Origin of the sequence: Streptomyces pactum, from assembly GCF_002005225.1 — a bacterium.
GTDB classification, from domain to species: Bacteria; Actinomycetota; Actinomycetes; order Streptomycetales; family Streptomycetaceae; genus Streptomyces; species Streptomyces pactum_A.
This window is the reverse complement of the sequence record NZ_CP019724.1, coordinates 715,055-735,890: the sequence shown is the minus strand read 5'-3', so window position 1 is coordinate 735,890 and position 20,836 is coordinate 715,055. Positions and strand designations below refer to the sequence as shown.

The window sequence follows — 20,836 nt, the reverse complement described above, 5'->3', positions numbered from 1 at the left end:
TCCGCGCGGCCCGCCCGCAGGGGCATCGGCCGTTCGGTCACGCGGGGTCCTCGACGAGGTCCGCGGGGCCGGGCGTGGCCGGGCAGGCGTGCCCGGACAGGGCCAGCGTGAGGTCGAGTTCGGCGAGCAGGCAGCGGATGACGTGCTCGACTCCGGCCTGGCCGTCCAGGCCCAGCCCGTAGACGTAGGGGCGGCCGAGGAGCACCGCCCGCGCGCCGAGCGCGAGCGCCTTGAAGACGTCGTCGCCGGTGCGGACGCCGCTGTCGAACAGCACGGTGAGCCGGTCGCCCACCGCCTCCGCCACGCGCGGCAGGGCGTCGGCCGCCGCGACGGAACCGGCCACCTGACGGCCGCCGTGGTTGGAGACCACCACACCGTCCATCCCGGCGTCGGCGGCGAGCCGGGCGTCGTCCGGGTGCAGGACGCCCTTGAGGACGATCGGACCGTCCCAGTTCTCCCGCAGGAACGCCAGGTCCGGCCAGGACTTGGCGGGGTCGGAGAACATGCCGACGAAGTGCGTCACCGCCGCGTTCGGATCCTCGTGGACCGGCTTCGCCAGCCCGGCCCGGAACGCCGGGTCGGAGAAGTAGTTGGCGGTGCCCACCCCGTGCAGGAACGGCAGGTACGCCTGGTCCAGATCGCGCGGGCGCCAGGCCAGCAGCGGCGTGTCCAGCGTGACGAAGAGCGCGCTGTACCCGGCCGCCCTGGCGCGGTCCAGGAAGCTGCGGGCCACCTCGCGGTCCTTCGGCCAGTAGAGCTGGAACCAGCGCTCGGCGTCGCCCATCGCCTCGGCGACCTGCTCCATGGGTGTGCTCGACGCCGAGGAGAGGATGTACGGCACACCCTGCGCGGCGGCGGCCCGGGCGGCGGCCGGCTCCGCGTCCGGATGCATGATCGACAGCACACCGACCGGTGCCAGCGCCAGCGGAGCGGGCAGCGGACGGCCCAGCACCTCGACCGAGAGGTCGCGGTCGTGCACGTCCCGCAGCATGCGCGGCACGATCCGCCGCCGGTCGAGGGCCGCCCGGTTGGCGCGCGCGGTGCTGCCGTCACCCGCGCTGCCCGCGACGTACCCGACGGGACCGGGGCCGAGGCGCCGTTCGGTGAGTTCCTCCAGCCGGGTCAGGTCGGTGGGCAGCCGCGGCACGGCACCCGTCATCCCGTTCAGATAGATCTCGTACTGGAAGTCCGCCCAGTGCTTCGCCATCCCCGGGTACCGCCTCTCGTCGTCGGGCTCGCGCCGCCAGCACCGTACCCGCGAGGGTGCCGAGGGCCGCGCCCAGGGGGAACGGGCCTGTTTCAGGGGTGTTTCAGGCCTATTGGCGAACCTGCGGATCACGCCATCCGGCCAGTTCAGGTCTCAATAACCGATCAAGAATCGCCCAGTTCCAGACTTGGAACGTTCGAATTCCGTGACTTCACGCCACTGATTCAATACGCAAGGTTACCGAAAGTCGTGGGGTCGAAGTGAGTTTCGGCGCCGGACTCGGCAGACTCGCGCTCGCCGTTCCGGCACCGACCGAGCCGGGCCGGCGACACCCTCATATCGAGCGGAAGGATGCACACAATGCGGAACACCGCGCGCTGGGCAGCGACTCTGGGCCTGACGGCAACCGCCGTCTGCGGGCCCCTCGCCGGGGCCTCCCTCGCCTCCCCGGCCACCGCCCCCGCGTCGCTCTACGCCCCCTCGGCCCTCGTGCTGACCGTGGGGCACGGAGAGAGCGCTGCCACCGCCGCCCCGGTACGCGCGGTCACCCTGACCTGCGCCCCGAAGGCCTCCGGAACCCACCCCGCCGCCGAGACGGCCTGCGCGGAACTGCGTGGCGCGGGCGGCGACTTCGACGCCCTGACCGCCGACTCCGGCGTGCTGTGCACCCGGGAGTACGCCCCCGTCGTCGTCACCGTCGACGGGGTCTGGCAGGGCCGGCACGTCTCCTACGAGCGCACCTTCGCCAACGAGTGCGTGAAGAACGCGGGCAGCGCGAGCGTCTTCACGTTCTGAGGACCGGGACCGCCCGGCCCGTGCGGTGTGACCGGCGGCTCGCTACTGGGGAGTGCGAGCGCCGCCGCACGGGACGTGCGGTCCCGCACCGGGGACGGCGGACGGAGTGGGGCCGTCCGCCGTCCTCCCCGGACCGCACTGTCAGTCCTTCGCCGCCGGTCCGGCACCGTCACCGGTGCCGGACGACCTGGCGCGGTGGCTGGTGTCGCACCAGGGGTAGCGCCGACTGCGGCGACAGGTGCACAGCGCGACCCGGAACCGGTCGGACGACACCGTCGTCCCGTCCTCCAGCTCCACCTCCACCGGACCTTCCACCAGCAGCGGCCCCCGGCGCTGGACCTTGACCCGGCGCGGGGAGCCGGAGCCGGAGGGGTGAGGGACGTCAGACGGGGAGTTCGGCACGGACGACCACCAGCTCCTCCTCGTTGTCGGCCGGGGGCAGCAGCCCGCGTTGCCGCAGCCAGCGCTCCCGGCCGCGCACCACGGGACCGAACGCGATCCGCTGCCGCCTGGTCACCGCCGCCTTCAGACCGGCCTCGCGCAGACACCCGACGGTCCGCTCCGGATCGCTGAGCGCGGACTGCACCAGCAGCAGCACACCGCCCGGACGCAGCATCGCCGGCACCTCCCGGCAGATCCGGTCCAGGACCAGGCGGCCGTCGTGACCCGCGTCCCACGCCCGCGCCGCACCCCGTGGCCGGCGGCCACCGCCCGGCGCCGGAACGTACGGCGGATTGGCCAGCACGAGGTCGAACGACTCACCGCGTACGGGCGTGAAGAGGTTCCCGTGCCGGACGCGTATCCGCAGCCCGGCACGCGCGGCGTTCACCCTGGCCGCGCACACCGCGCGCCACGACACGTCCACCGCGGTCACCCGGCCGCCCCGCCGTGCCGCCGTCAGGGCGAGAGCGCCCGTGCCGGTCCCCACGTCGAGTACGGCCGCGCCCGGCGGGAGTGACTCGTCGGACAGCGCCCCGGCCAGCAGGGCGGTGTCCTCCTGAGGGGCATAGACGCCCGGTAGCACCATGAAATTCACGGACCCCACGTACCCCGGCCGTCAAGAAATATGGGAGGTTTCGGAAGTCTCGTGGGACTGGTCGGGCAGCGGGGTGCGCAGGGACGACCGGCCGGCCCGCCAGTCGGCGAGCAGCCGGGCGCCGAATCGGTCCTCGACGTAGCCGGTGGCGTCGATCCCGAAGGCGACGTCCGCCGCGAGGTGCGGTTCCTGCTCCAGCAGACCGTCGATCACCTCGTGCCGCACGATCTGCTCGTGCACCGCGTCGGCCTCGACGTGCTCGTCGTAGAAGTGCTCGGCGGCGGACCCGGCGCCCGTCCGGCGCATGGCCTCGGCGAGCCGCCGGGAGCCGGGCGACGAGGTGATCTCGACCGCGGCGAAATGGCCCACCAGGGCGCCGCGCAGGGCCCGGTGCAGGCCGAACAGGGACATCATGTTCACCGTGACCAGGCACTCGGCGGACGCCGCGTCGAGATGGGCCCCGTAAGTCGTCTCCAGGCCCAGGTCCGCCATCAGGCCGGCGAACAGGCGGGCGTGCACCCGGTCGGGCCGGCCGCCGCCGTACTCGTCGAACTCCACCGCCGCCATCGCCGCCTTCGGACGCCCCCACAGCCGCGGCAGCACCCAGGCGTGCGGGTCGGCCTCCTTCAGGTGGTACAGGGAGCGCTGGGCCGCGTACTCGCGCAGGTGCCACAACTCGCCCTCGTCCCGCAGGAAGTGGCTGACGCCGTATCCGTCGACCGGCTCGACGAGCAGGGCGCCGACCGCGTCCCGCACGCTGTCGTGGACCTGGGTGTCGGCGCGCAGCGCGGACAGGAAGCGCTGCTCCAGCGCCGCCCGGGTGCGCAGCAGGCCGGGGTCCCACTCGAGGCCGGGGGAGACACCGGCGAAACCCCGGTAGTGCAGCTCGTAGCACTGGTACAGGGCGAGCTGGAGGTCGTCGCCGTACGCCTGCGCGGCCGCGGCGTCTCCCGCGCCGGGCAGCGGGCCCTTTCCGAGCAGATACGCGCCGACGGCCGCGGAGAGGGGGCCCCGGGCCGTCGGCAACCGTGGTCCTTCGAAGTCGTACTCCATGGTGTCGCGAGTACCCGGACACCCCCGCGGCACCCCACGCTCGCGTTCAGTCCCGCCTCACTCGCGCTCGGCGTCCTTCCGGGCCCCGGTGTCGGGCGAGGTGGCCTCGCCCGCCTCGCCCGGGCGCGGGCCCCGCCCGGACTCCGCGTCGCGGGGCCTGGCCTCCTCGATCTCGCGCAGAACCTTGTCGATGGCCGTCTCGGGCTGCTTGTGGTCGCGGTTGTTCTCCTGGGACACGAAGGTCTCCCTTCCTCGTACGGTCGTTCGTACCCGGCTCGGGCAGGCCCGTTCGCGCGGTCAGCCGGGCGTGGTCGCGATGCGCAGGGGCACCGGGGCCGGCACCTGTGCCTCGTCGCTGCGGCGGGTGACCTCCGCCCACCAGGACGGGCCGTCCTCGATGTGGCGCAGCAGGACGCCCTCGCGGATCGCCCAGGGGCAGAGCGTGACCGTTTCCAGTCCGGTCAGCTTCATCGCGGTGTGGCCGACCACCGCGCCGGCCAGGCTCTGCGCCGCCCGCGGCGCGGAGATGCCGGGCAGCCGGGCCCGCTCGGCGGAGGTCAGGGCGGCCAGCCGTCCGGCCGCCTCGCCCAGGTCCGAGCAGCGCATCCGTCGCTCCTCGAAGGGGCCGTGCCGGCCGGGCGAGGCCCCGCACAGCCGCCCGAGCTGCTGGAAGGTCCGCGAGGTGGCCACCGCCGTACGCGGTCCCTCCCAGCGGATCCGCGCCGCGACGTCCCGCAACTGGTGGCGGACCTTGCGGCGCAGCGCCCGCACCTGTTCCGGCTCCGGCACTTCCTCGCCGCCCGCGAGGAACTCGTGGGTCAGCCGTGCCGCCCCCAGCGGCAGCGAGGCCACGAAGTCGGGCAGCCGGCCGCGGCCGAAGGCGATCTCCAGCGAGCCGCCGCCTATGTCGAGCAGGGCGAGCGGTCCCGCCCGCCAGCCCATCCAGCGCCGGGCCCCGAGGAACGTCAGCTCGGCCTCCACCTCGCCCGGCAGGGTGCACAGGGCGATGCCCGTACGGGCGCGGACGGTGCGCAGCACCTCCCGGCGGTTGGGCGCGGCACGTACCACGGCGGTCGCGAAGGCCAGCGGCCTTGACGAGCCCCAGCGGGCCGCGGTCCGGTTCGCGTCGGCGACCGCCTCCACGAGCCGCTCCACGGCCTCCTCGGGCACCGGGTCACCCGGCCTGACCTGCTCGGACAGCCGCAGCCGCCACTTCGCGGTGTGGACCGGCAGCGGCACCCCGCCCTCCGCGTCCGCCACCATGAGCCGGACCGTGTTCGATCCCACATCCACCACGCTGATACGCATGAAGGCCCAGGTACCCATTCTGGCGCCGGTCAGGCGGCCGCCGGGCCACTACGGCCGGAAACCGGACGGTCCCGAGCACGGGGCGCCCACCGTCCGCGTCCCCGTCAGGCCAACTGCCGCCGCACCAGCTCGTGCAGCCGGCCGCCGGTGTCCGCGAGCAGCTCGGCGGGCGGGCCCTGCTGGGCGATCCTGCCGTCCTCCATCACGATCACCCGGTCGGCGTCCAGCACCGTGGACAGGCGGTGGGCGATGACGATCCGGGTGGCGTTGAGGGCCTTGGTGGACTCGATCACCGTGCGTTGAGTCTCGTTGTCCAGGGCGCTGGTCGCCTCGTCGAAGAAGAGGATGCGCGGCCGGCGGATCAGCGCCTGAGCGATCATCAGCCGCTGCCGCTGGCCCCCGGAGACCGCCCCGCTGCCCGAGACGATGGTGTGCAGGCCCATCGGCATCCGCCTGATGTCCTCCGCGAGCCCCGCCATCTCGGCCGCCGCCATCGCCTCCTCCGGCGTGTACGGCTCGGTGCCGCAGATGACGTCCAGGATCGAGCCGGTGAACGGCTGGGCGTGCTGGAGCACCACCCCGCACTGGCGGCGCACCGCCGACTGGTCGAGCGCGGCGAGGTCCTGGCCGTCGTACAGGACGCTGCCCGACAGCGGCCGGTCGAAGCCGATGAGCAGCCTCAGCAGGGTGGACTTGCCGCAGCCGCTGGGACCGACGACGGCCACGAACTCGCCCGGCCGGATCGCGAAGGACACGTCGTCCAGGACCAGCGGCCCGTCGTCGGTGTACCGGAACGACAGCCGCCGCGCCTCGATCGCCCCGGACAGCGGCCCCGGCCGGGTGCTCGCCGTGCGCACCTCGGGCGTGGCGTCCAGGACCGGCCTGATCTCCTCGAACAGCGGCAGCGCGGCCACCGCCGACACGAACGCGCCGGTGAGCTGGGTGACCGAGGTCAGCAGCATCGTCACCGACGCGTTGAAGGTGAGGAACTCCGCCGCCGACATCGAACCGCGCGCCGGACCGGCCAGCAGCATGAACATCAGCAGCGTGCACAGCGGCAGGTACACCGCGCCGAGCACCGCGTTCAGGTTCTTGACGCGTCCCGCCTGCTGCTGGAGCTCACGGCTGCGCGCGAACTGCTCCGCCCACGCCGCGTACGCGTAGTTCTCGGCCGCGGCGACGCGCAGCTTGGGCAGCCCGCGCAGGGTCTGGAAGGCCTGGTTGTTCAGCTTGTTGGTGAGCTTGACCAGCCGCCGCTGCCAGCGCACCTGCCACAGGCCGAGCGCCAGGAACACGGCGGCGACGACCACCAGCATGCCGATCGCCGCGAGTGCCATCGGCACGCTGTACCAGAGCAGCAGGCCCAGGTTCATCGCCCCGACGGTCACCGACTGGGCCACCGTCGGACCGACGCCCGCCAGCAGCCGGCGGATCGCGCTGATGCCCATGGCGGCGCTCGCCAGCTCACCGGTGGAACGCTCGGTGAAGAACCTCGTCGGCAACCGCAGCAGCCGGTCCCACACCGCGGGCTGCAGGGTCGCCTCGACACGGCCCTCCAGCCGCAGGATGGTGAGGTTCTGCAGCAGCATGAAGGCCGCCGCGACGACACTGCTCAGCATCACCGCGAGACAGACCTGCACGATCAGCTCGGTCTGCGCCTTCGGCACGAACTCGCCGAGCACCTTGCCGGTGGCGATCGGCACCAGCGCGCCGATCGCCACGGTCACCAGTCCGGCGAGCAGCAGCCCGGTCAGATCACCGCGCGTGCCCGCCATACAGAAGCGCAGCAGCCGCAGCGGACTGAGCCGGCGTTCGGGCAGCGGCCGGTAGAACATCACCGCACGCGGCTCGAACTCCTCGGCGTTCGCCCTCTCGACCGGCGTCTCCCGGCCGGTCGCCGGATGGACGGCCGCATAGCCGCCGCGCCGCCACAGCAGCGCCACCGGCGCGCCCGACAGGGCCCGGTGGCCGACCAGCGGCCCGACGTCGTCCCGCCACCAGCGGCCCTCCAGCCGCACGGTCCGGGTGCGCACGCGCGAGGCGACGGCGATCCGCTCCACCGGGTCGAGCCGGTCGCTCTCCGTGCCGCTTCGGGCGGGCTCGGCGAGCGGGATGCCGGCGGCGCGGGCGACCAGTTCGCAGGCCGCGTACGTGGCGTCGGCGTCGGCGGCCGTGGCGCGCCGCCCCGACCGCTTGCCGATGGACGCCAGCAGCGTCCGGTCGGCCTGGGCGCGCACCGCCTCACCGGCCTTGATACCGGCCGCCGTACGGGTCTCGTGGGTGCGCTCGAGCTGCTCGATCCAGCGGTCCAGCGTGGTCAGCAGCCGGTACTGCTGGTCGACCATGCTCTGCCACAGCGACGGGTCCATCAGCAGGTCGGCGGCCGCCTCCTCGCCGTACACCGCCCCGTACTGCACGCTGCCCGGCGGGACCTGCATCCAGAACACGTCGTCGTCCGTGGGTGCCGCGGCCCGCTCGGTGGCCATCGGCGCCTGGAAGAGCACGGTCAGGCTGCGGCCCACCCCGAGGGCGAGGGCGTACTCCAGCGGGCTCGTCGTGGGCGGTACGTACTGGGGGGTGCCGTACTCGTCGTACGACCAGGTCTGGGTGTGCGCCGGCTGGTACAGCTCGCGCAGTCCGATGCGGTGCACCACGCAGTCCCGCAGCGGACGCGCGACCAGCGTGTGCTGGGGCCCGGTGACCGGGCCGAGCAGGACCGAGCCCGCCTCCAGGCGGCCCAGATGGTGCCAGTGGCCCTGTTCCCCGGCGTCGACCGCGAACAGGTCCACCGCGCCGGACGCCACCAGCCACAGCACCTGCGGACCCTCCAGGTCCAGGCGGCCGAACCCGGCGCAGTCGACACGGGTGCCCAGCGAGCCGAGGGCCCCGAGGACGAGGTCGCCCTGTCCTTCGTGTACGGCTCTCATCTCAACGCTCCCTGACCAGCGCCGCGTAGGCGCCGCCGTGCGCGACCAGTTCCTCGTGCCGGCCCCGCTCCACGACCGTGCCGTGCTGGAGCACCACGATCTCGTCGCTGTCCCGCACGGTGCTGAGCCGGTGCGCGATCACCACACAGGCGCAGCCGCGCCGGCGCAGGTTGTCCATGACCACCAGTTCGGTCTCCGCGTCCAGGGCGCTGGTCACCTCGTCGAGGACGAGGATGCTGGGCCGGCGCACCAGGGCCCGCGCGATCTCCAGGCGTTGGCGCTGCCCGCCGGAGAAGTTGCGGCCGTCCTGCTCGACCCGGCTGTGGACGCCGCCCGGGCGGCGCATCACCACGTCGTACAGCGCGGCGTCGCGCAGGGCGTCCACCACCGCGTCGTCCGGGACCGACGGGTCCCACAGCGCCACGTTGTCGCGTACGGAGCCCTCGAAGAGGAACACGTCCTGGTCGACGAAGGAGACGGAGGACGCCAGCGCCCCACGCGGGATGTCCTCCAGACGCTGCCCGTCGATGCGGATCACGCCGTCCCAAGGGGCGTACAGCCCGGAGATCAGCCGGGACACCGTGGACTTGCCGCTGCCCGAGCCGCCGACCAGGGCCACCTGCTGCCCCGGGCCGACGGTCAGGTCGAAGCCGGTGAGCAGGGGCTTGTCCAGCGGGTTGTAGCCGAAGGAGACGTTCTGCAGCTCGACGTGGCCGTGCAACCGGCGGGTGGAGTCGATCCCGGCGGGACGGTCGTAGAGCGGGTCGGCCCGGAAGTTCTCCACGTCCTTGAGCCGCGCGACGTCGGCCGCGAAGTCCTGGATGCGGCCCGCGACACCGTTCAGCCGGGTCAGCGGGGCCGTGAAGCGGACCACCAGCGCCTGGAAGGCGACCAGCAGACCGACCGAGATGTGTCCCTCGACCGCGCGCATGCCGCCGATCCACAGGATCAGCCCGCTGTTGAGCGTCGCGAGGGTCGGCGCGACCACGCCCAGCCAGGCGCTCGGCACCCCGAGCCGCTGCTGCTCCTCCAGGGTCGTGGCGTGCTGCCCCGCCCACTTGCGGAAGTAGCCGTCCTCGCCGCCGGTCGCCTTCATCGTCTCGATGAGCTGGAGGCCGGTGTACGCGGTGTTCGTCAGCCGGGCCGTGTCCGCCCGCAGCTTCGCCGTGCGGGTCGCGCGCAGCCGGATGACGATCCGCATCGCGAGGATGTTGAGCAGCGCCACGCCGATCCCGACGAACGTGAGCTGGGGGTCGTACGTGTACAGGAGTACGGCGTACAGGACCACGACGATCGCGTCCACGCCCGCCGCCGCGAGGTCACGGGCCAGCGTCTCGGCGACGGCGTCGTTGGACTGGAGGCGTTGCACCAGGTCGGCCGGGCTGCGCTGGGAGAAGAAGGTCACCGGCAGCCGCAGCAGATGGCGCAGGAAGCGGGCGCTGGAGAGGGTGGAGGAGATGATGCGGCCGTGCAGCAGGTTCGCCTGTTGGAGCCAGGTCAGCACGATCGTGAGCAGTACGCAGGCGGCCATCGACGCGAACAGCACGCCGAGCAGCGAGGTCTGCCCCCCGATGAGGAACATGTCGATGTAGGTGCGGCTGAGCGCGGGCACCGCCGCGCCCACCGCCACCAGCAGCAGGCTCGCCAGCAAGGCGGCGGGCAGGGTGCCCGCGGTGCCGCGCAGCCGGGCCGGCATCGCGCCGAGCACGCCGGGCCTGCGGCCGCCCCGGGTGAAGTCCTCGCCGGGCTCCATGGTCAGGACGACGCCGGTGAAGGACCCGTCGAACTCCTCCAGGGACACGAAGCGGCGTCCCTTGCCGGGGTCGTTGACGAACACCCCGCGGCGGCCGAAGCGGCGCCCCATGCCGTCGTAGACGACGTAGTGGTTGAACTCCCAGAACAAGATGGCCGGTGCCGTCACCTCGGCGAGGGCGGCCAGGTCCATCTGCATGCCCTTGGCGGTGAAGCCGTAACCGCGCGCGGCCTTGAGCAGGTTGCTGGCGCGCGAGCCGTCGCGGGAGACGCCGCAGGCGATGCGCAGCTCCTCCAGCGGGACGTGCCTGCCGTAGTGGCCGAGCACCATCGCGAGGGAGGCGGCGCCGCACTCCACGGCCTCCATCTGGAGGACGGTGGGGGTGCGGACGCTCTTCGTCCGGCTCCCGGGCACCCTGCGCTTGGGCGGGGCGGCGCGGCGTCTGCCCCGGGTCTCCTGTGCGGTGCTCACGGCAGCAGCCAATCGACGGGTCGCTGGTCGGCCAGCCGGATGGAACCCTGGGCCATGGTCATGGAGGTCAGCTCGAACGGCGGCCCGTCCGCGGACGACCAGTCGTAGCCGCTCTTCGTGGACTTCGAGGTGTCCAGCCGGACCGTCACGGCCACCGGCCTGCCCTCCTTGGTGAACTGCTCGCCGAGCTGGCTGTCGCCGAGGAAGGCGGCGATCGTCTGCGCCGACTGCACCGAGCGGTCCACCGACTTCACCTCCCCGTGCAGTACGCCGTACTGCTGGGTCGGCACCGACTGGACGGTCAGGTCGACGGAGGCGTGCGCGGGAATGGCGGCGGCGTTCTCGGCGGGGACGTAGACGGTGGCGTAGAGCGGGTCGTCCGCGTGGGCGACCTTCTCGACCGCGGCGACGTTCGCGCCGGTCTGGATGATCTGCCCGACGGTGGCGGCGAGCGCGCTGACCCGGCCGGCGTCGACCGTGCGGACCACCGTCTCGCCCTCGCTCGTACGCACCTTCAGCACCGGGGCGTCGGCGGGGAGCCGCTCGCCCTGGCGCGCGAGGACGGCGGTGACCTGGCCGGAGACCGGGCTCTGCAGAAGGTAACTGCCCTGGCCGTGCGTGAGGATGGCGGGCGCGCCGACCGTGGAGGCCACCGAGCCGCTCACCGCCCACACGGACGCGGCGGCCATCGCGACCACGGTCACGGACAGCACCAGCCAGCCCTGCGGGCGGGCGAAACGCACCGGAAGGTCGAGCTCTTCCGGTGACTGGAGTTTTGTGAGGGCCTGTTGGCGGAACTGCACGTCGGACGTATCCCAGATTTCCCGGAGGAGCCGCGGAGGAGAACCCGCGGAAGAACGGCCGATAAGCCCCGGAACCTGGATGGCTCCGGGACTCAGCGGCACATGAGCGCGATCAGAGACCGGCGACCAGGCCGGTGACCGGGGCCGTGTTCAGGCCGGTGACACCCTCGACGGTGCCGACGGCCGTGTTGACCAGGCCGGAGACCGGGGCGATGCCGTCCACCAGGCCGGTGACGGTACCGACGGCGTTCACGGACAGACCGCCGGAGACGTTGTCGAGGTCGGCGTCGGAGATCTCGACGGTCTCAACCTGGGGGGTGGAGTTCATGATGGAACTTCCCTTCGTATAGCCATTTCACAAGGGGGGAGCGGCCCCCTCTGGGGACAGATGACGGCCGCGACCGCAGGTGCCCGGCGCCCCTTTCCGGAGCCCTCGCGGCCCCTGCGGTGCGATGGATCAAAGCACGCGGCCGGTCCGCGCTTCCAATCAATCACCCCGTCCCACCAGGGAACTTGCGAGGTCCGGGCGTCCAACCGTGCAGGTGCGCGCACGTCTTCGCGGCGACTTCTTCACATGAGGGTGGACATCGTCCCGTGCTACCCCTTGCCCGTACGCAGGCGAATCCGGCACACCCGCCCCAAAGACGTGCGGCGCGCTGCGGACTTGTGCAGATCCCCCAACGAGGATGACCGGGTTGGGCATTCGATGTGCAGATTCACTGAAGCAGGGATTCCGCTCGGTGATCGGAACAGAGCGTCGCCGACCGAACGCGGAGTGTGTTGATCCGGTCCGATTGAACGGCCCGTCCGGCCCGTGCGTACCAACAGCCATCCAGGCGCCCCCCGACAGCCGCCGGACCGGCGGCACGGACCCCGTCCCAGGAGGTCGAGAAGGTTGAGTCACAAGCGAATCCCGAAGCGCAGGGCCGCGATGGCGGCAGGCGGTGTGGTGGCGCTCGGCGCGGCCGCCATCCTGCTGCCGAACGCCAACGCCTCGCAGGACGGCGGGTCCTCGGACGACGCCGCGGCGGCGCCGAGGACACTGAAGGCGGGGGACGCCTCGGATCTCGCCTCGCAGCTCGCCGGCCTGCTCGGCGACGCCTTCGCCGGCTCCTACTACGACGCAGGCGAGCAGCAGCTCGTCGTCAACGTCGTACCCGGTGACAACAACCAGGTCATCGTGCAGGCGAAGAAGGCGGGCGCGGAGGTCCGCGAGGTCGACAACAGCATGGGCGAGCTGCGGACCGGCGCGCGGACGCTGAAGTCCGAGGCGACCATCCCGGGCACCTCGTGGGCGATCGACCCGCGCACCAACAAGATTCGGGTGACCGCCGACAGCACCGTCACCGGCGCCGAGTGGGACCGGCTGGAGTCCACCGTCGACAGCCTCGGCTCCGGCATGGCGACCATCACGAAGTCCACCGGCACCTTCAAGACCTTCGTGTCGGGCGGCGACGCCATCTTCGGCGGCGGCGCGCGCTGCTCACTGGGCTTCAACGTCACCGCGGGCGACGGCTCTCCCGCCTTCCTGACGGCCGGTCACTGCGGCGTCGCGGACGACCAGTGGTCCGACGCGCAGGGCGGGCAGCCGATCGCCACCGTCGACCAGGCGGTCTTCCCCGGCGAGGGCGACTTCGCGCTCGTCAGGTACGACGACCCGGCGACCGAGGCGCCGAGCGAGGTCAACCTCGGGAACCAGACCATCCAGATCAGTCAGGCCGCGGAGGCGACGGTCGGTCAGCAGGTCTTCCGCATGGGCAGCACGACCGGACTGGCCGACGGGCAGGTCCTCGGCCTGGACGCCACCGTCAACTACCCCGAGGGGACGGTCACCGGCCTCATCCAGACCGACGTGTGCGCCGAACCCGGCGACAGCGGCGGCTCCCTCTTCACCCAGGACGGCCTCGCGATAGGTCTGACCTCGGGCGGCAGCGGCGACTGCGCGGTCGGCGGCGAGACCTTCTTCCAGCCGGTCACCACGGCTCTGGAGGCCGTCGGCGCCACCCTGGGCGGCGACGCGGCGGGCGGCGCGGGCGACGGGGCCGGCGGCGAGGAGGCCGGCGCGGGCGACCAGGCGGGCGGCGAGGAGGCCGGCGCCGGTGACCAGGCCGGCGGAGAAGAGGCCGGGGGCGGCGACGCCGTCGGCGGGGGTGACGAGCCGGGCGGCGAGCAGGACGGCGCCGGCGGAGCCGGTACCGGTGCCGGGGGTGCCGGTGACGGCACGGGCGTGGGCGGCGGGGACGGCTCCGGCCTGACCGGCTGACCCCGGAACTCCCTCCCCGTACCTTCCGCACCGGCGCGGAAACCACCGGCCGGCCCCCCACGGGGCCGACCGGCGGTCGGCGGTCCGGCCCTCCGGCGGGAGGACCGGACCGCCGCACTCTCCGCAGCGGGGGCCTGCGCCGTACGCGAGGGGGCGTACGCGGGGGCTCCGCGCCGCGGTTCCGTGCCCGGGCTGTGCATCGCCGTACACCTCGGCTCCGCACCGCGGTCCCGGGCCGTCGCCCCCGCTCGCCCCGTCTGCCTCCGACCGCGCCCGGCCCCCGGCCCACGCCCCCGTCCCGTCGGCCGGGCGCCCCGCGTCAGTCCCGAGCTCGCAGCAGCATCAGTGCGATGTCGTCGAGGCGTTCTCCCGCGTCCGCCTCGTGCCGCACCAGGTGGTCGGCGAGCTCGTCCAGAGCCAGGTCCCCGGCCTCGGACAGCCGGTGTGCCAGGTCGGCGAGGGCGTCCTCGAAATCGACGTCGGGGGACTCCACCAGGCCGTCGGTGTAGAGGACGAGCAGGGAGCCGGGGGCGAGGGCGACCTCCGTGCGGGGATACTCGGCCGAGGGGTCGATGCCCAGCAGGGGCCCGCCGGGAACCTCCAGCACCCCCACCCGCCCGTCCGGACGGCGCAGCAGAGGCGGCGGGTGACCCGCGCGGGCCAGCACCGCCCGCCCGCGCCCCGGGTCGAGCCGCAGGTACAGCGCGCTGGCGAACAGTTCGGTGCCCAGGTCGATCAGCAGCCGGTTGGTGCTGCGCACCACCTCCTCGGGCGTCTGGCCGACGGCCGTGTACGCGCGGACCGCGGTGCGGACCTGTCCCATGAGCCCGGCCGCCGTCACGTTGTGGCCCTGGACGTCCCCGATCACCGCGGCCGCCCCGCCCCGGGCCGGTACCAGGTCGTAGAAGTCTCCGCCGATGTCCATGCCCCGGGTGGCGGGCAGATAGCGCGCGGCGGCCTCGATGCCGGACAACTCGGGCAGCGAGTGCGGCAGCAGGGCCTCCTGCAGTCCGTGTGCCAGCCGGTGTTTCGCGTCGTAGATCAGGGCCCGGTCCAGGGCCTGCGCGACCAGCCCGGCCAGGCTGGTCAGGATCGCCCGCTCCTCCGTCGTGAAGGAGTGCGGCCGCTCGTAGGCGAGCACGCAGGTGCCGACCGTCCTGCCCGAGGCGATCAGCGGCAGGAAGGCCCAGGCCGCGAAGCCGTCGTGCGTACCACGTCGCGCCGGGTACAGCCGCTCCAGTTGGTCCCAGGACTCGAAGAAGGCGGGCACCCCCGTCCGCAGGACCTGCGCGCTCGGGATCCGCTCGGTGAGCGGCGTGCCGTCGAAGCGTTCCGCGGTGAACGGGTCCGGATATCCCCGGTGCCCCAGGACGTGCAGCCGCCCCGCCCGCGAGGCGAGGACGATCAGACCCTGGCTGCCCACGGTCGGGGCGATCTCGTCCGCGATCAACTGCACCACGTCCCGCACGCCCACCGCCTCGGACAGCGCGCCCGTCAGACTGACCACCTGCGAGATGGTCACCAGCCGGGGCGGCGCGGCCTCGTCCGGCACCGGCTCGGCCGGACCCGGCCGCGACACGCCCCGCGCCCGGCTGATGCGGACGCTGAGCCCGGTCCTGGTCGGGTACAGCCGGAACGACAGCCAGTCGCCGGGCGGGCGCAGCGCGACGAAGGAGGTCGTCTGCTGGCTGAGCAGCGCGGCCCGGTACCGGTCTTCGTAGACCGGGTCGTTCAGCCACGGCACGGACGTCCACAGGTGGGTGCCCAGCAGCCTGCTGACCGGTATGTCCATGAGCTCGGCAGCCGCCGGATTGGCGAAGCCGACCCGGCCGTGCAGGTCCAGGGAGCACAGGCCGTAGGGCAGGCGGCCCACCATCCGCACGGCCTCCAGTGAACCGAGAGTGCCCGGCACGCCCCCCACCACCGGGGCGGCCAGCAGATCGGGTTCGGGTTGTATGGGCAGGCTCGCCGCGGTCGCCCGCTCCAGGCGGAGCGCGAGCCGTGCGCAGGCCGCCGTCAACTGCTCGCGCTCACGGTCGGACAGCTCCGCGGGGCGGGTACCGGGCCAGGTCAGGAAGACCGCGCCGTACGTCGTGGACTCGGTCGCGACGGGCAGCGCGACCAGGGCGAACGGGTAGGGCAGGACCACGGCGACGCGAGGGTAGCGCCGGGCCATCTCCTCCCCGTCGCCGACCCAGACCAGCCGTCGCTCACGTACGGCGTCCGCCACCGGGATCGGCGCGTGCAGGGCGACCCGTTCCCAGGGCGCCGCGAACGCCCTCGGCAGCCCCGCCATCACCGCCATCTCCAGCAACGGGGGATCCGCGCCGAGCAGGTACACGGCCCCGGAGTGCGCGTGGACCTCCTCCATCATCGAGGCCAGCGCCAGCGACAGCACCGGTTGGCCGCCCGATTCCCTCGCGGCGGGGGGCGCCGGTGACGGCGGCCGATCGTCGGACACGCCGACCACCTCCTCGTACGGTCGCGCGGTGCGCCGGGCCCCGGTTCAAATCTCCTCCCCGTGGGCCCACCGCGCACGGCGAGCGTCACATCGGCACGTTCCCGCGGGGGTGGAGCGCGTTGTACCGCCGACCGGGGTCCGTACCGTGTCCGCGAGCCCCTTCCAGGCCTCTGGTCGTCGAGTTCCCCGCCCGCAGGGGCTGCGCAGGTGTCCCATAAGCGCTGTAATGGCGGCGTGGTCAGTGAGGGCGCTGCGGAACGCGAATCGAGAACGCCGCGTGCCAAGGGTGCCCTGAGGGCGATCGCGTCCGGCCCGGACCCGGACGAGCGGCTGCGCCGCGTCCTCGAACAGGCGCTGGTCTTCGCGGGTGCCTCCTTCACCGCCCTCTACACACCCGGCGAGAACCGAGAGCTGCTCTGCCTGGCCGAATCGGTCGGCGTGCCGCGAACCCTGTACGGCGTGCGCGACAGCTATCCCGCCGCCGGCGGTTCCCCGGTCGCCGACGCCCACCGGGGCGGGAGGCCGGTGTGGCTCGGGCCCGAGGAGTTCGCCGGATCGGCCGAGTCGCGCCGCGTGCCGTCGAGCGGTTTCTCCCTCGCCGCCGTTCCCGTGCGCGGCAACGGCGGCGGGTGCCTGCTCGCCCTGACCGAACGCCCCGAGGGATTCGACGCCGACGACCGCGCCTGCCTCCAACTGATCGCCGACGCCGTGACCTCCCCCGTCCCGGCCGCGGCCGGCGAGGGCGACGCGCTGCAGCCGGGTGCCTTCACCCTGGCCATGGACACCGGCCGGGTCGAGATCGGTGACGACATCCTGCGACTGTTCGGTCTCGCTCCGGGCGAGTTCGACGGCAAGGTCGAGACGCTGCTCGGACTGACCGTGCCCGAGGACCTTCCCTCGCTGATGTCGGTGACGGAGGCCGACCACATGTCCATCGGCGATCGCGAGCTGGAGTTCCGGGTGCTCCAGCCCACCGGCCCGCCGAAGTGGCTCCGGCTGAGCGGGCGCCTGCTGCCCGGCGGCGAGGGCAGGCCGGCCCGCCTCGTCGGTACCGTCGCCGACGCCTCCACCCTGCGCCCCGACGTGACGGACGTGGCCCGCATCCAGCGTCTGGCCGCCGCGCTGGCCACCGCCGGCACCGTCCGCGACGTCAGCCACGCCGTGGTCGCCGCGCTGCGCAAGCCGTTGCGCGCCGACCGGATCGCGCTGGCCGAGCTGGAGAACGACCGGCTCGTCGTCACCGTCCTGGACCCGCCCGAGCCCGAGTCCTGGCCCGAGCTGTGGCGGCTGGAGTGGCGCACCGAGTGGCCCGACGCGCCCGTTCGGGCCATGCCCACCCTCGCCGCCGCACTGCGCGAGGGCCGGGCCCGGATCTGGCCCGCCGGCACCGGCGGCGACCTGGAACCCGCCCTCGCCGACGTCGGCCCCGGCGGCCTCGCCGTGCTGCCGCTGCCCGCCGGCGGGCGGATGGCCGGTGCCTGTCTCATCGGCTGGGACACCCCGCACGACTTCGGCCCCGACGAACGCGCCCTGCTCACCGCCTCCGCCGGCCTCGCCGGGCAGGCTCTGATGCGCGCCCACGCCTTCGACGCCGAGCACGAGCTCGTCGGCATGCTCCAGCGCCAACTGCTGCCGCGCCGCCTGCCCAAACTGCCCGGCGCGGTCGCCGTCGCCCGCTACCTGCCCAGCACGGCCGGACTGGAGCTGGGCGGCGACTGGTACGACGTGATCCCGCTGCCCGACCACCACGTCGCCCTCGTCATCGGCGACGTCCAGGGCCACAGCGCCGGCGCCGCCACCCTCATGGGCCAGATGCGCACGGCCCTGCGCGCCTACGCCGTCGAGGGCCATCCCCCGGACGTGGTGGTCTCCCACGCCAACCGGCTGCTGATGGACATGGAGAGCGACCTCTTCGCCACCTGCGTCTACGTCGACCTCGACATGGAGGCGGGTTCCGCCTGGTGCGTCCGGGCCGGTCATCCGCCGCCGGTACTGCGTCACTCCGACGGCACGACGGAGATCGCGGAGGTGGAGGGCGGCCCGCCGCTGGGCGTGATGACCCAGGCCGACTTCCCGATGAGCCCGCTCGGGCTGCGGCCCGGCACGCTGATCGGCCTCACCACGGACGGCCTCGTGGAGTCCCACGACGCCGACATCGACGAGGGCATGCACCGGTTCGCGCACGCCCTGGCCGCCTCCGACCCCGCCCACCTCGGGCTCGTCGCCGACGCCCTGCTCGGCAACGCCCGCCGCAGCGACGACGTCGCCCTGCTCCTGGTGCGCTACGACGGCATGGCCCTGCGCCCGCTGCGGGAGAGCTGGTCGGTGTGGCGGCTGCCCGAGGCCGTGCGGCACGCCCGCCGCTTCACCCGCCGCACCCTGCGCTCCTGGGGGGTGCCGGACGACGACATCGACGGCGTCCTCCTGATCGTCTCCGAACTGGTCACCAACGCCCTGGTGCACACCGACGGCAAGGTCCGCCTCGACCTCACCCTGATCAGCGGCCGGCTGCGCCTCGCGGTCGCCGACGCCTCGCCCCGGACGCCCGCCAAGCCGACCAGCATCGGCTGGGAGGCGACGGGCGGACGCGGCATCCTCCTGGTCGAGGCGATGTCGGCGGCGTGGGGGACGCTGCCGGTCAGCGGGGGCAAGCAGGTCTGGAGCGAGGTCCAGGTGGGCGGCTGAGCACCGGCGCCTGCGAGGACCCTCCGACCGGCACCGGCTCCCCGGCACGGCGCCTCGCGGATCGGCACCGGCCCTCCCCGGTACGGCGCCGCGCGAATCCACATCGCCGACGAGGTGCCGGCCCCGTCGCGCCGGGTACCCGGGCGTGCCACACCACGAGCGAGCGAGGAAACGAGGGACCACGACATGACCCAGTACGTCCGCGACATCATGACCGGCGACCCGGTGACGGTGGAGCCGCAGACCTCTGTCACCGCGGTGGCCCGCATCATGCGCGACCGGGATCTGGGCGCCGTGCTGGTCACCGACGGCGACCGACTGCGCGGACTGGTCACCGACCGTGACCTGGTGGTCCGGTCCGTCGCGGAGGGCGGCGACCCGGAGCAGACCACCGTGGCCGGCGCGTGCAGCGACGAGGTGGTGACCGTACGGCCCGACGACGAGCTGAACCACGCCGTCGAGCTGATGCGCGAGCACGCCGTACGCCGGGTCCCGGTCGTCGACGACGGGCGCCCCGTCGGCATCGTCTCCCTCGGCGACCTGGCCATGGAGCGCGACCCGGAGTCGGCGCTGGGCGACATCAGTGTGGCCAGGCCGAACCCGTAGCGGCATCGGCGCCCGGTGTTTCGCGCCGACACCGCCGGGGACCCGCACGGCAACGGCACCGGACGCAGAAGGAAGATGATGCCTCGTGACCACGGACACCAGTGAGAAACCCGTTGTCCGTCGCCTGGAGACAGGCTGGTCGAAAGCCCGCCGCCTGCGGAGCAAAGGTGCCCTGCGCACCTGGATACCGGCCGTCGAGGACGGCGGCGTCGCACGCGCACCGCAGGCGGGCCAGGAGTCCAACATCGTCAGGGGCGAGGACTGACCGCCTCCCGAGGGTGACGGAAGACCCCAGCGCGCCGGCCATGTGCCGGCGCGGTGCGCGTCCGGGCCGGTCGCGGACCACGAAGCGTACGACGGTAACGTCGCAGGCGTCCCGTACCCCGGGCCCCTTCCGACCGCGGCAAAGCACAGAGCAGCAAGGCACACCACCGTCAATGAACCTCCTGGTCACCGGCGCCGCCGGATTCATCGGCTCCCGGTACGTCCGGACGCTCCTCGCCTCCGAAGCGCCCGAGCCCCCGAGGATCACGGTGCTGGACGGACTCACCTACGCCGGCACCCTCGACAACCTCGAGCTCGGCCACCCCCGCCTGGACTTCGTGCACGGCGACATCCGCGACGCCGCGCTCGTCGACAAGCTGATGGCCGAGGCCGACCAGGTGGTGCACTTCGCCGCCGAGTCCCACGTGGACCGCTCGATCCACGAGGCCGCCGAGTTCGTCCTCACCAATGTCGTCGGCACCCAGACCCTGCTGGACGCGGCCCTGCGCCACGGCGTGGGCCCCTTCGTGCACGTCTCCACCGACGAGGTCTACGGCTCCGTCGACTCCGGTTCGGCCACCGAGGAGCACCCGCTGCGGCCCAGCTCCCCGTACTCCGCCTCGAAGGCGTCGGGCGACCTGCTGGCCCTCTCGTACCACCGCACCCACGGCATGGACGTACGGGTGACCCGGTGCTCCAACAACTACGGTCCGCACCAGTTCCCCGAGAAGCTCGTGCCGCTGTTCGTCACGCACCTCCTCGACGGCCGGCGGGTCCCGCTCTACGGGGACGGGCGCAACATCCGCGACTGGCTGCACGTCGACGACCACTGCCGGGGCGTCGACCTCGTGCGCACCCGGGGCCGGGCCGGCGAGGTGTACAACCTCGGCGGCGGCACCGAGCTGAGCAACCGGGACCTCACCGGCCTGCTCCTCGGCGCCTGCGGTGCCGGCTGGGACCGGGTCGTGCACGTCGAGGACCGCAAGGGTCATGACCTGCGCTACTGCGTCGACTGGAGCAAGGCCCGCGACGAACTGGGCTACCGCCCCCGCCACGACTTCACGGCCGGGCTGGCCGAGACCGTCGCCTGGTACCGCGACAACCGGTCCTGGTGGGAGCCGCTCCGCCGGCGCACCGCCGCACAGGTGCCGTCGGCGGGTGCCGGTCGGCACACACGCCACATCAACCCCTCCCATTAGCCTGG

17 protein-coding genes are annotated in these 20,836 nt (G+C 73.3%); 6 read left to right on the top strand and 11 right to left on the bottom strand.

What is annotated here, in order from left to right; translation table 11 throughout:
• Positions 1–37 precede the first annotated feature (37 nt).
• Positions 38–1,207, bottom strand: coding sequence for a lactate 2-monooxygenase (locus tag B1H29_RS03250; RefSeq protein WP_055421209.1), 1,170 nt, complete (start codon positions 1,205–1,207; stop codon positions 38–40).
• Positions 1,208–1,567: 360 nt separating this feature from the next.
• On the opposite strand from B1H29_RS03250, the gene B1H29_RS03245 reads away from it, so the two are divergent.
• Positions 1,568–2,002, top strand: coding sequence for a protease inhibitor (locus B1H29_RS03245; RefSeq protein ID WP_055421210.1), 435 nt, complete (start codon positions 1,568–1,570; stop codon positions 2,000–2,002).
• A gap of 141 nt (positions 2,003–2,143) precedes the next feature.
• On the opposite strand, the gene B1H29_RS03240 is transcribed toward B1H29_RS03245, so the two are convergent.
• The 9 genes from B1H29_RS03240 to B1H29_RS03200 all read right to left on the bottom strand — a co-directional run bounded on the left by B1H29_RS03240 (position 2,144) and on the right by B1H29_RS03200 (position 11,681).
• Positions 2,144–2,404 carry a CDGSH iron-sulfur domain-containing protein gene (locus B1H29_RS03240; RefSeq protein ID WP_055421211.1) on the bottom strand — a complete coding sequence of 87 codons (261 nt, stop codon included), beginning with the start codon at positions 2,402–2,404 and terminating at the stop codon, positions 2,144–2,146.
• Positions 2,385–3,029 (bottom strand): HemK2/MTQ2 family protein methyltransferase, encoded by a 645-nt coding sequence (locus B1H29_RS03235; RefSeq protein ID WP_199832435.1) that lies wholly within the window; start codon positions 3,027–3,029, stop codon positions 2,385–2,387. The genes B1H29_RS03240 and B1H29_RS03235 overlap by 20 nt, the downstream gene beginning before the upstream one ends.
• Before the next feature lie 30 nt (positions 3,030–3,059).
• Positions 3,060–4,091, bottom strand: a complete 1,032-nt coding sequence (locus B1H29_RS03230) for an iron-containing redox enzyme family protein (protein ID WP_055421213.1) — start codon at positions 4,089–4,091, stop codon at positions 3,060–3,062.
• Positions 4,092–4,148: 57 nt separating this feature from the next.
• Complete coding sequence (locus tag B1H29_RS03225) at positions 4,149–4,328, bottom strand: hypothetical protein (RefSeq protein ID WP_055421214.1); 180 nt, start codon at positions 4,326–4,328, stop codon at positions 4,149–4,151.
• 60 nt (positions 4,329–4,388) lie between these two features.
• Positions 4,389–5,399, bottom strand: a complete 1,011-nt coding sequence (locus B1H29_RS03220; RefSeq protein WP_055421612.1) for a hypothetical protein — start codon at positions 5,397–5,399, stop codon at positions 4,389–4,391.
• 104 nt (positions 5,400–5,503) lie between these two features.
• The gene (locus B1H29_RS03215; RefSeq protein WP_055421215.1) at positions 5,504–8,326 is read right to left on the bottom strand and encodes an NHLP bacteriocin export ABC transporter permease/ATPase subunit; all 2,823 of its coding nucleotides are present in this window, start codon (positions 8,324–8,326) and stop codon (positions 5,504–5,506) included.
• A 1-nt stretch (position 8,327) separates the two neighbouring features.
• Complete coding sequence (locus B1H29_RS03210) at positions 8,328–10,550, bottom strand: NHLP family bacteriocin export ABC transporter peptidase/permease/ATPase subunit (protein WP_055421216.1); 2,223 nt, start codon at positions 10,548–10,550, stop codon at positions 8,328–8,330.
• Positions 10,547–11,353, bottom strand: coding sequence for an HlyD family efflux transporter periplasmic adaptor subunit (locus B1H29_RS03205; protein WP_055421217.1), 807 nt, complete (start codon positions 11,351–11,353; stop codon positions 10,547–10,549). The genes B1H29_RS03210 and B1H29_RS03205 overlap by 4 nt, the downstream gene beginning before the upstream one ends.
• Before the next feature lie 112 nt (positions 11,354–11,465).
• Complete coding sequence (locus tag B1H29_RS03200; protein WP_055421218.1) at positions 11,466–11,681, bottom strand: hypothetical protein; 216 nt, start codon at positions 11,679–11,681, stop codon at positions 11,466–11,468.
• Between the two features lie 567 nt (positions 11,682–12,248).
• On the opposite strand from B1H29_RS03200, the gene B1H29_RS03195 reads away from it, so the two are divergent.
• The gene (locus B1H29_RS03195; protein WP_055421219.1) at positions 12,249–13,616 is read left to right on the top strand and encodes a S1 family peptidase; all 1,368 of its coding nucleotides are present in this window, start codon (positions 12,249–12,251) and stop codon (positions 13,614–13,616) included.
• 319 nt (positions 13,617–13,935) lie between these two features.
• Here B1H29_RS03195 and B1H29_RS03190 read toward each other — a convergent pair whose 3' ends face one another.
• The gene (locus B1H29_RS03190) at positions 13,936–16,077 is read right to left on the bottom strand and encodes a PP2C family protein-serine/threonine phosphatase (RefSeq protein WP_079160687.1); all 2,142 of its coding nucleotides are present in this window, start codon (positions 16,075–16,077) and stop codon (positions 13,936–13,938) included.
• Positions 16,078–16,311: 234 nt separating this feature from the next.
• Here B1H29_RS03190 and B1H29_RS03185 point away from each other — a divergent pair, with 234 nt between their 5' ends.
• The 4 genes from B1H29_RS03185 to rfbB all read left to right on the top strand — a co-directional run bounded on the left by B1H29_RS03185 (position 16,312) and on the right by rfbB (position 20,831).
• Positions 16,312–18,762, top strand: coding sequence for a SpoIIE family protein phosphatase (locus tag B1H29_RS03185; protein ID WP_234393166.1), 2,451 nt, complete (start codon positions 16,312–16,314; stop codon positions 18,760–18,762).
• Between the two features lie 186 nt (positions 18,763–18,948).
• On the top strand, positions 18,949–19,368 hold the full coding sequence (locus tag B1H29_RS03180) for a CBS domain-containing protein (RefSeq protein WP_055421222.1): 420 nt from the start codon (positions 18,949–18,951) through the stop codon (positions 19,366–19,368).
• A gap of 85 nt (positions 19,369–19,453) precedes the next feature.
• Positions 19,454–19,633, top strand: a complete 180-nt coding sequence (locus B1H29_RS03175) for a hypothetical protein (RefSeq protein ID WP_055421223.1) — start codon at positions 19,454–19,456, stop codon at positions 19,631–19,633.
• A gap of 172 nt (positions 19,634–19,805) precedes the next feature.
• Positions 19,806–20,831 (top strand): dTDP-glucose 4,6-dehydratase, encoded by a 1,026-nt coding sequence (gene rfbB / locus B1H29_RS03170; protein WP_055421224.1) that lies wholly within the window; start codon positions 19,806–19,808, stop codon positions 20,829–20,831.
• Positions 20,832–20,836: the final 5 nt, after the last annotated feature.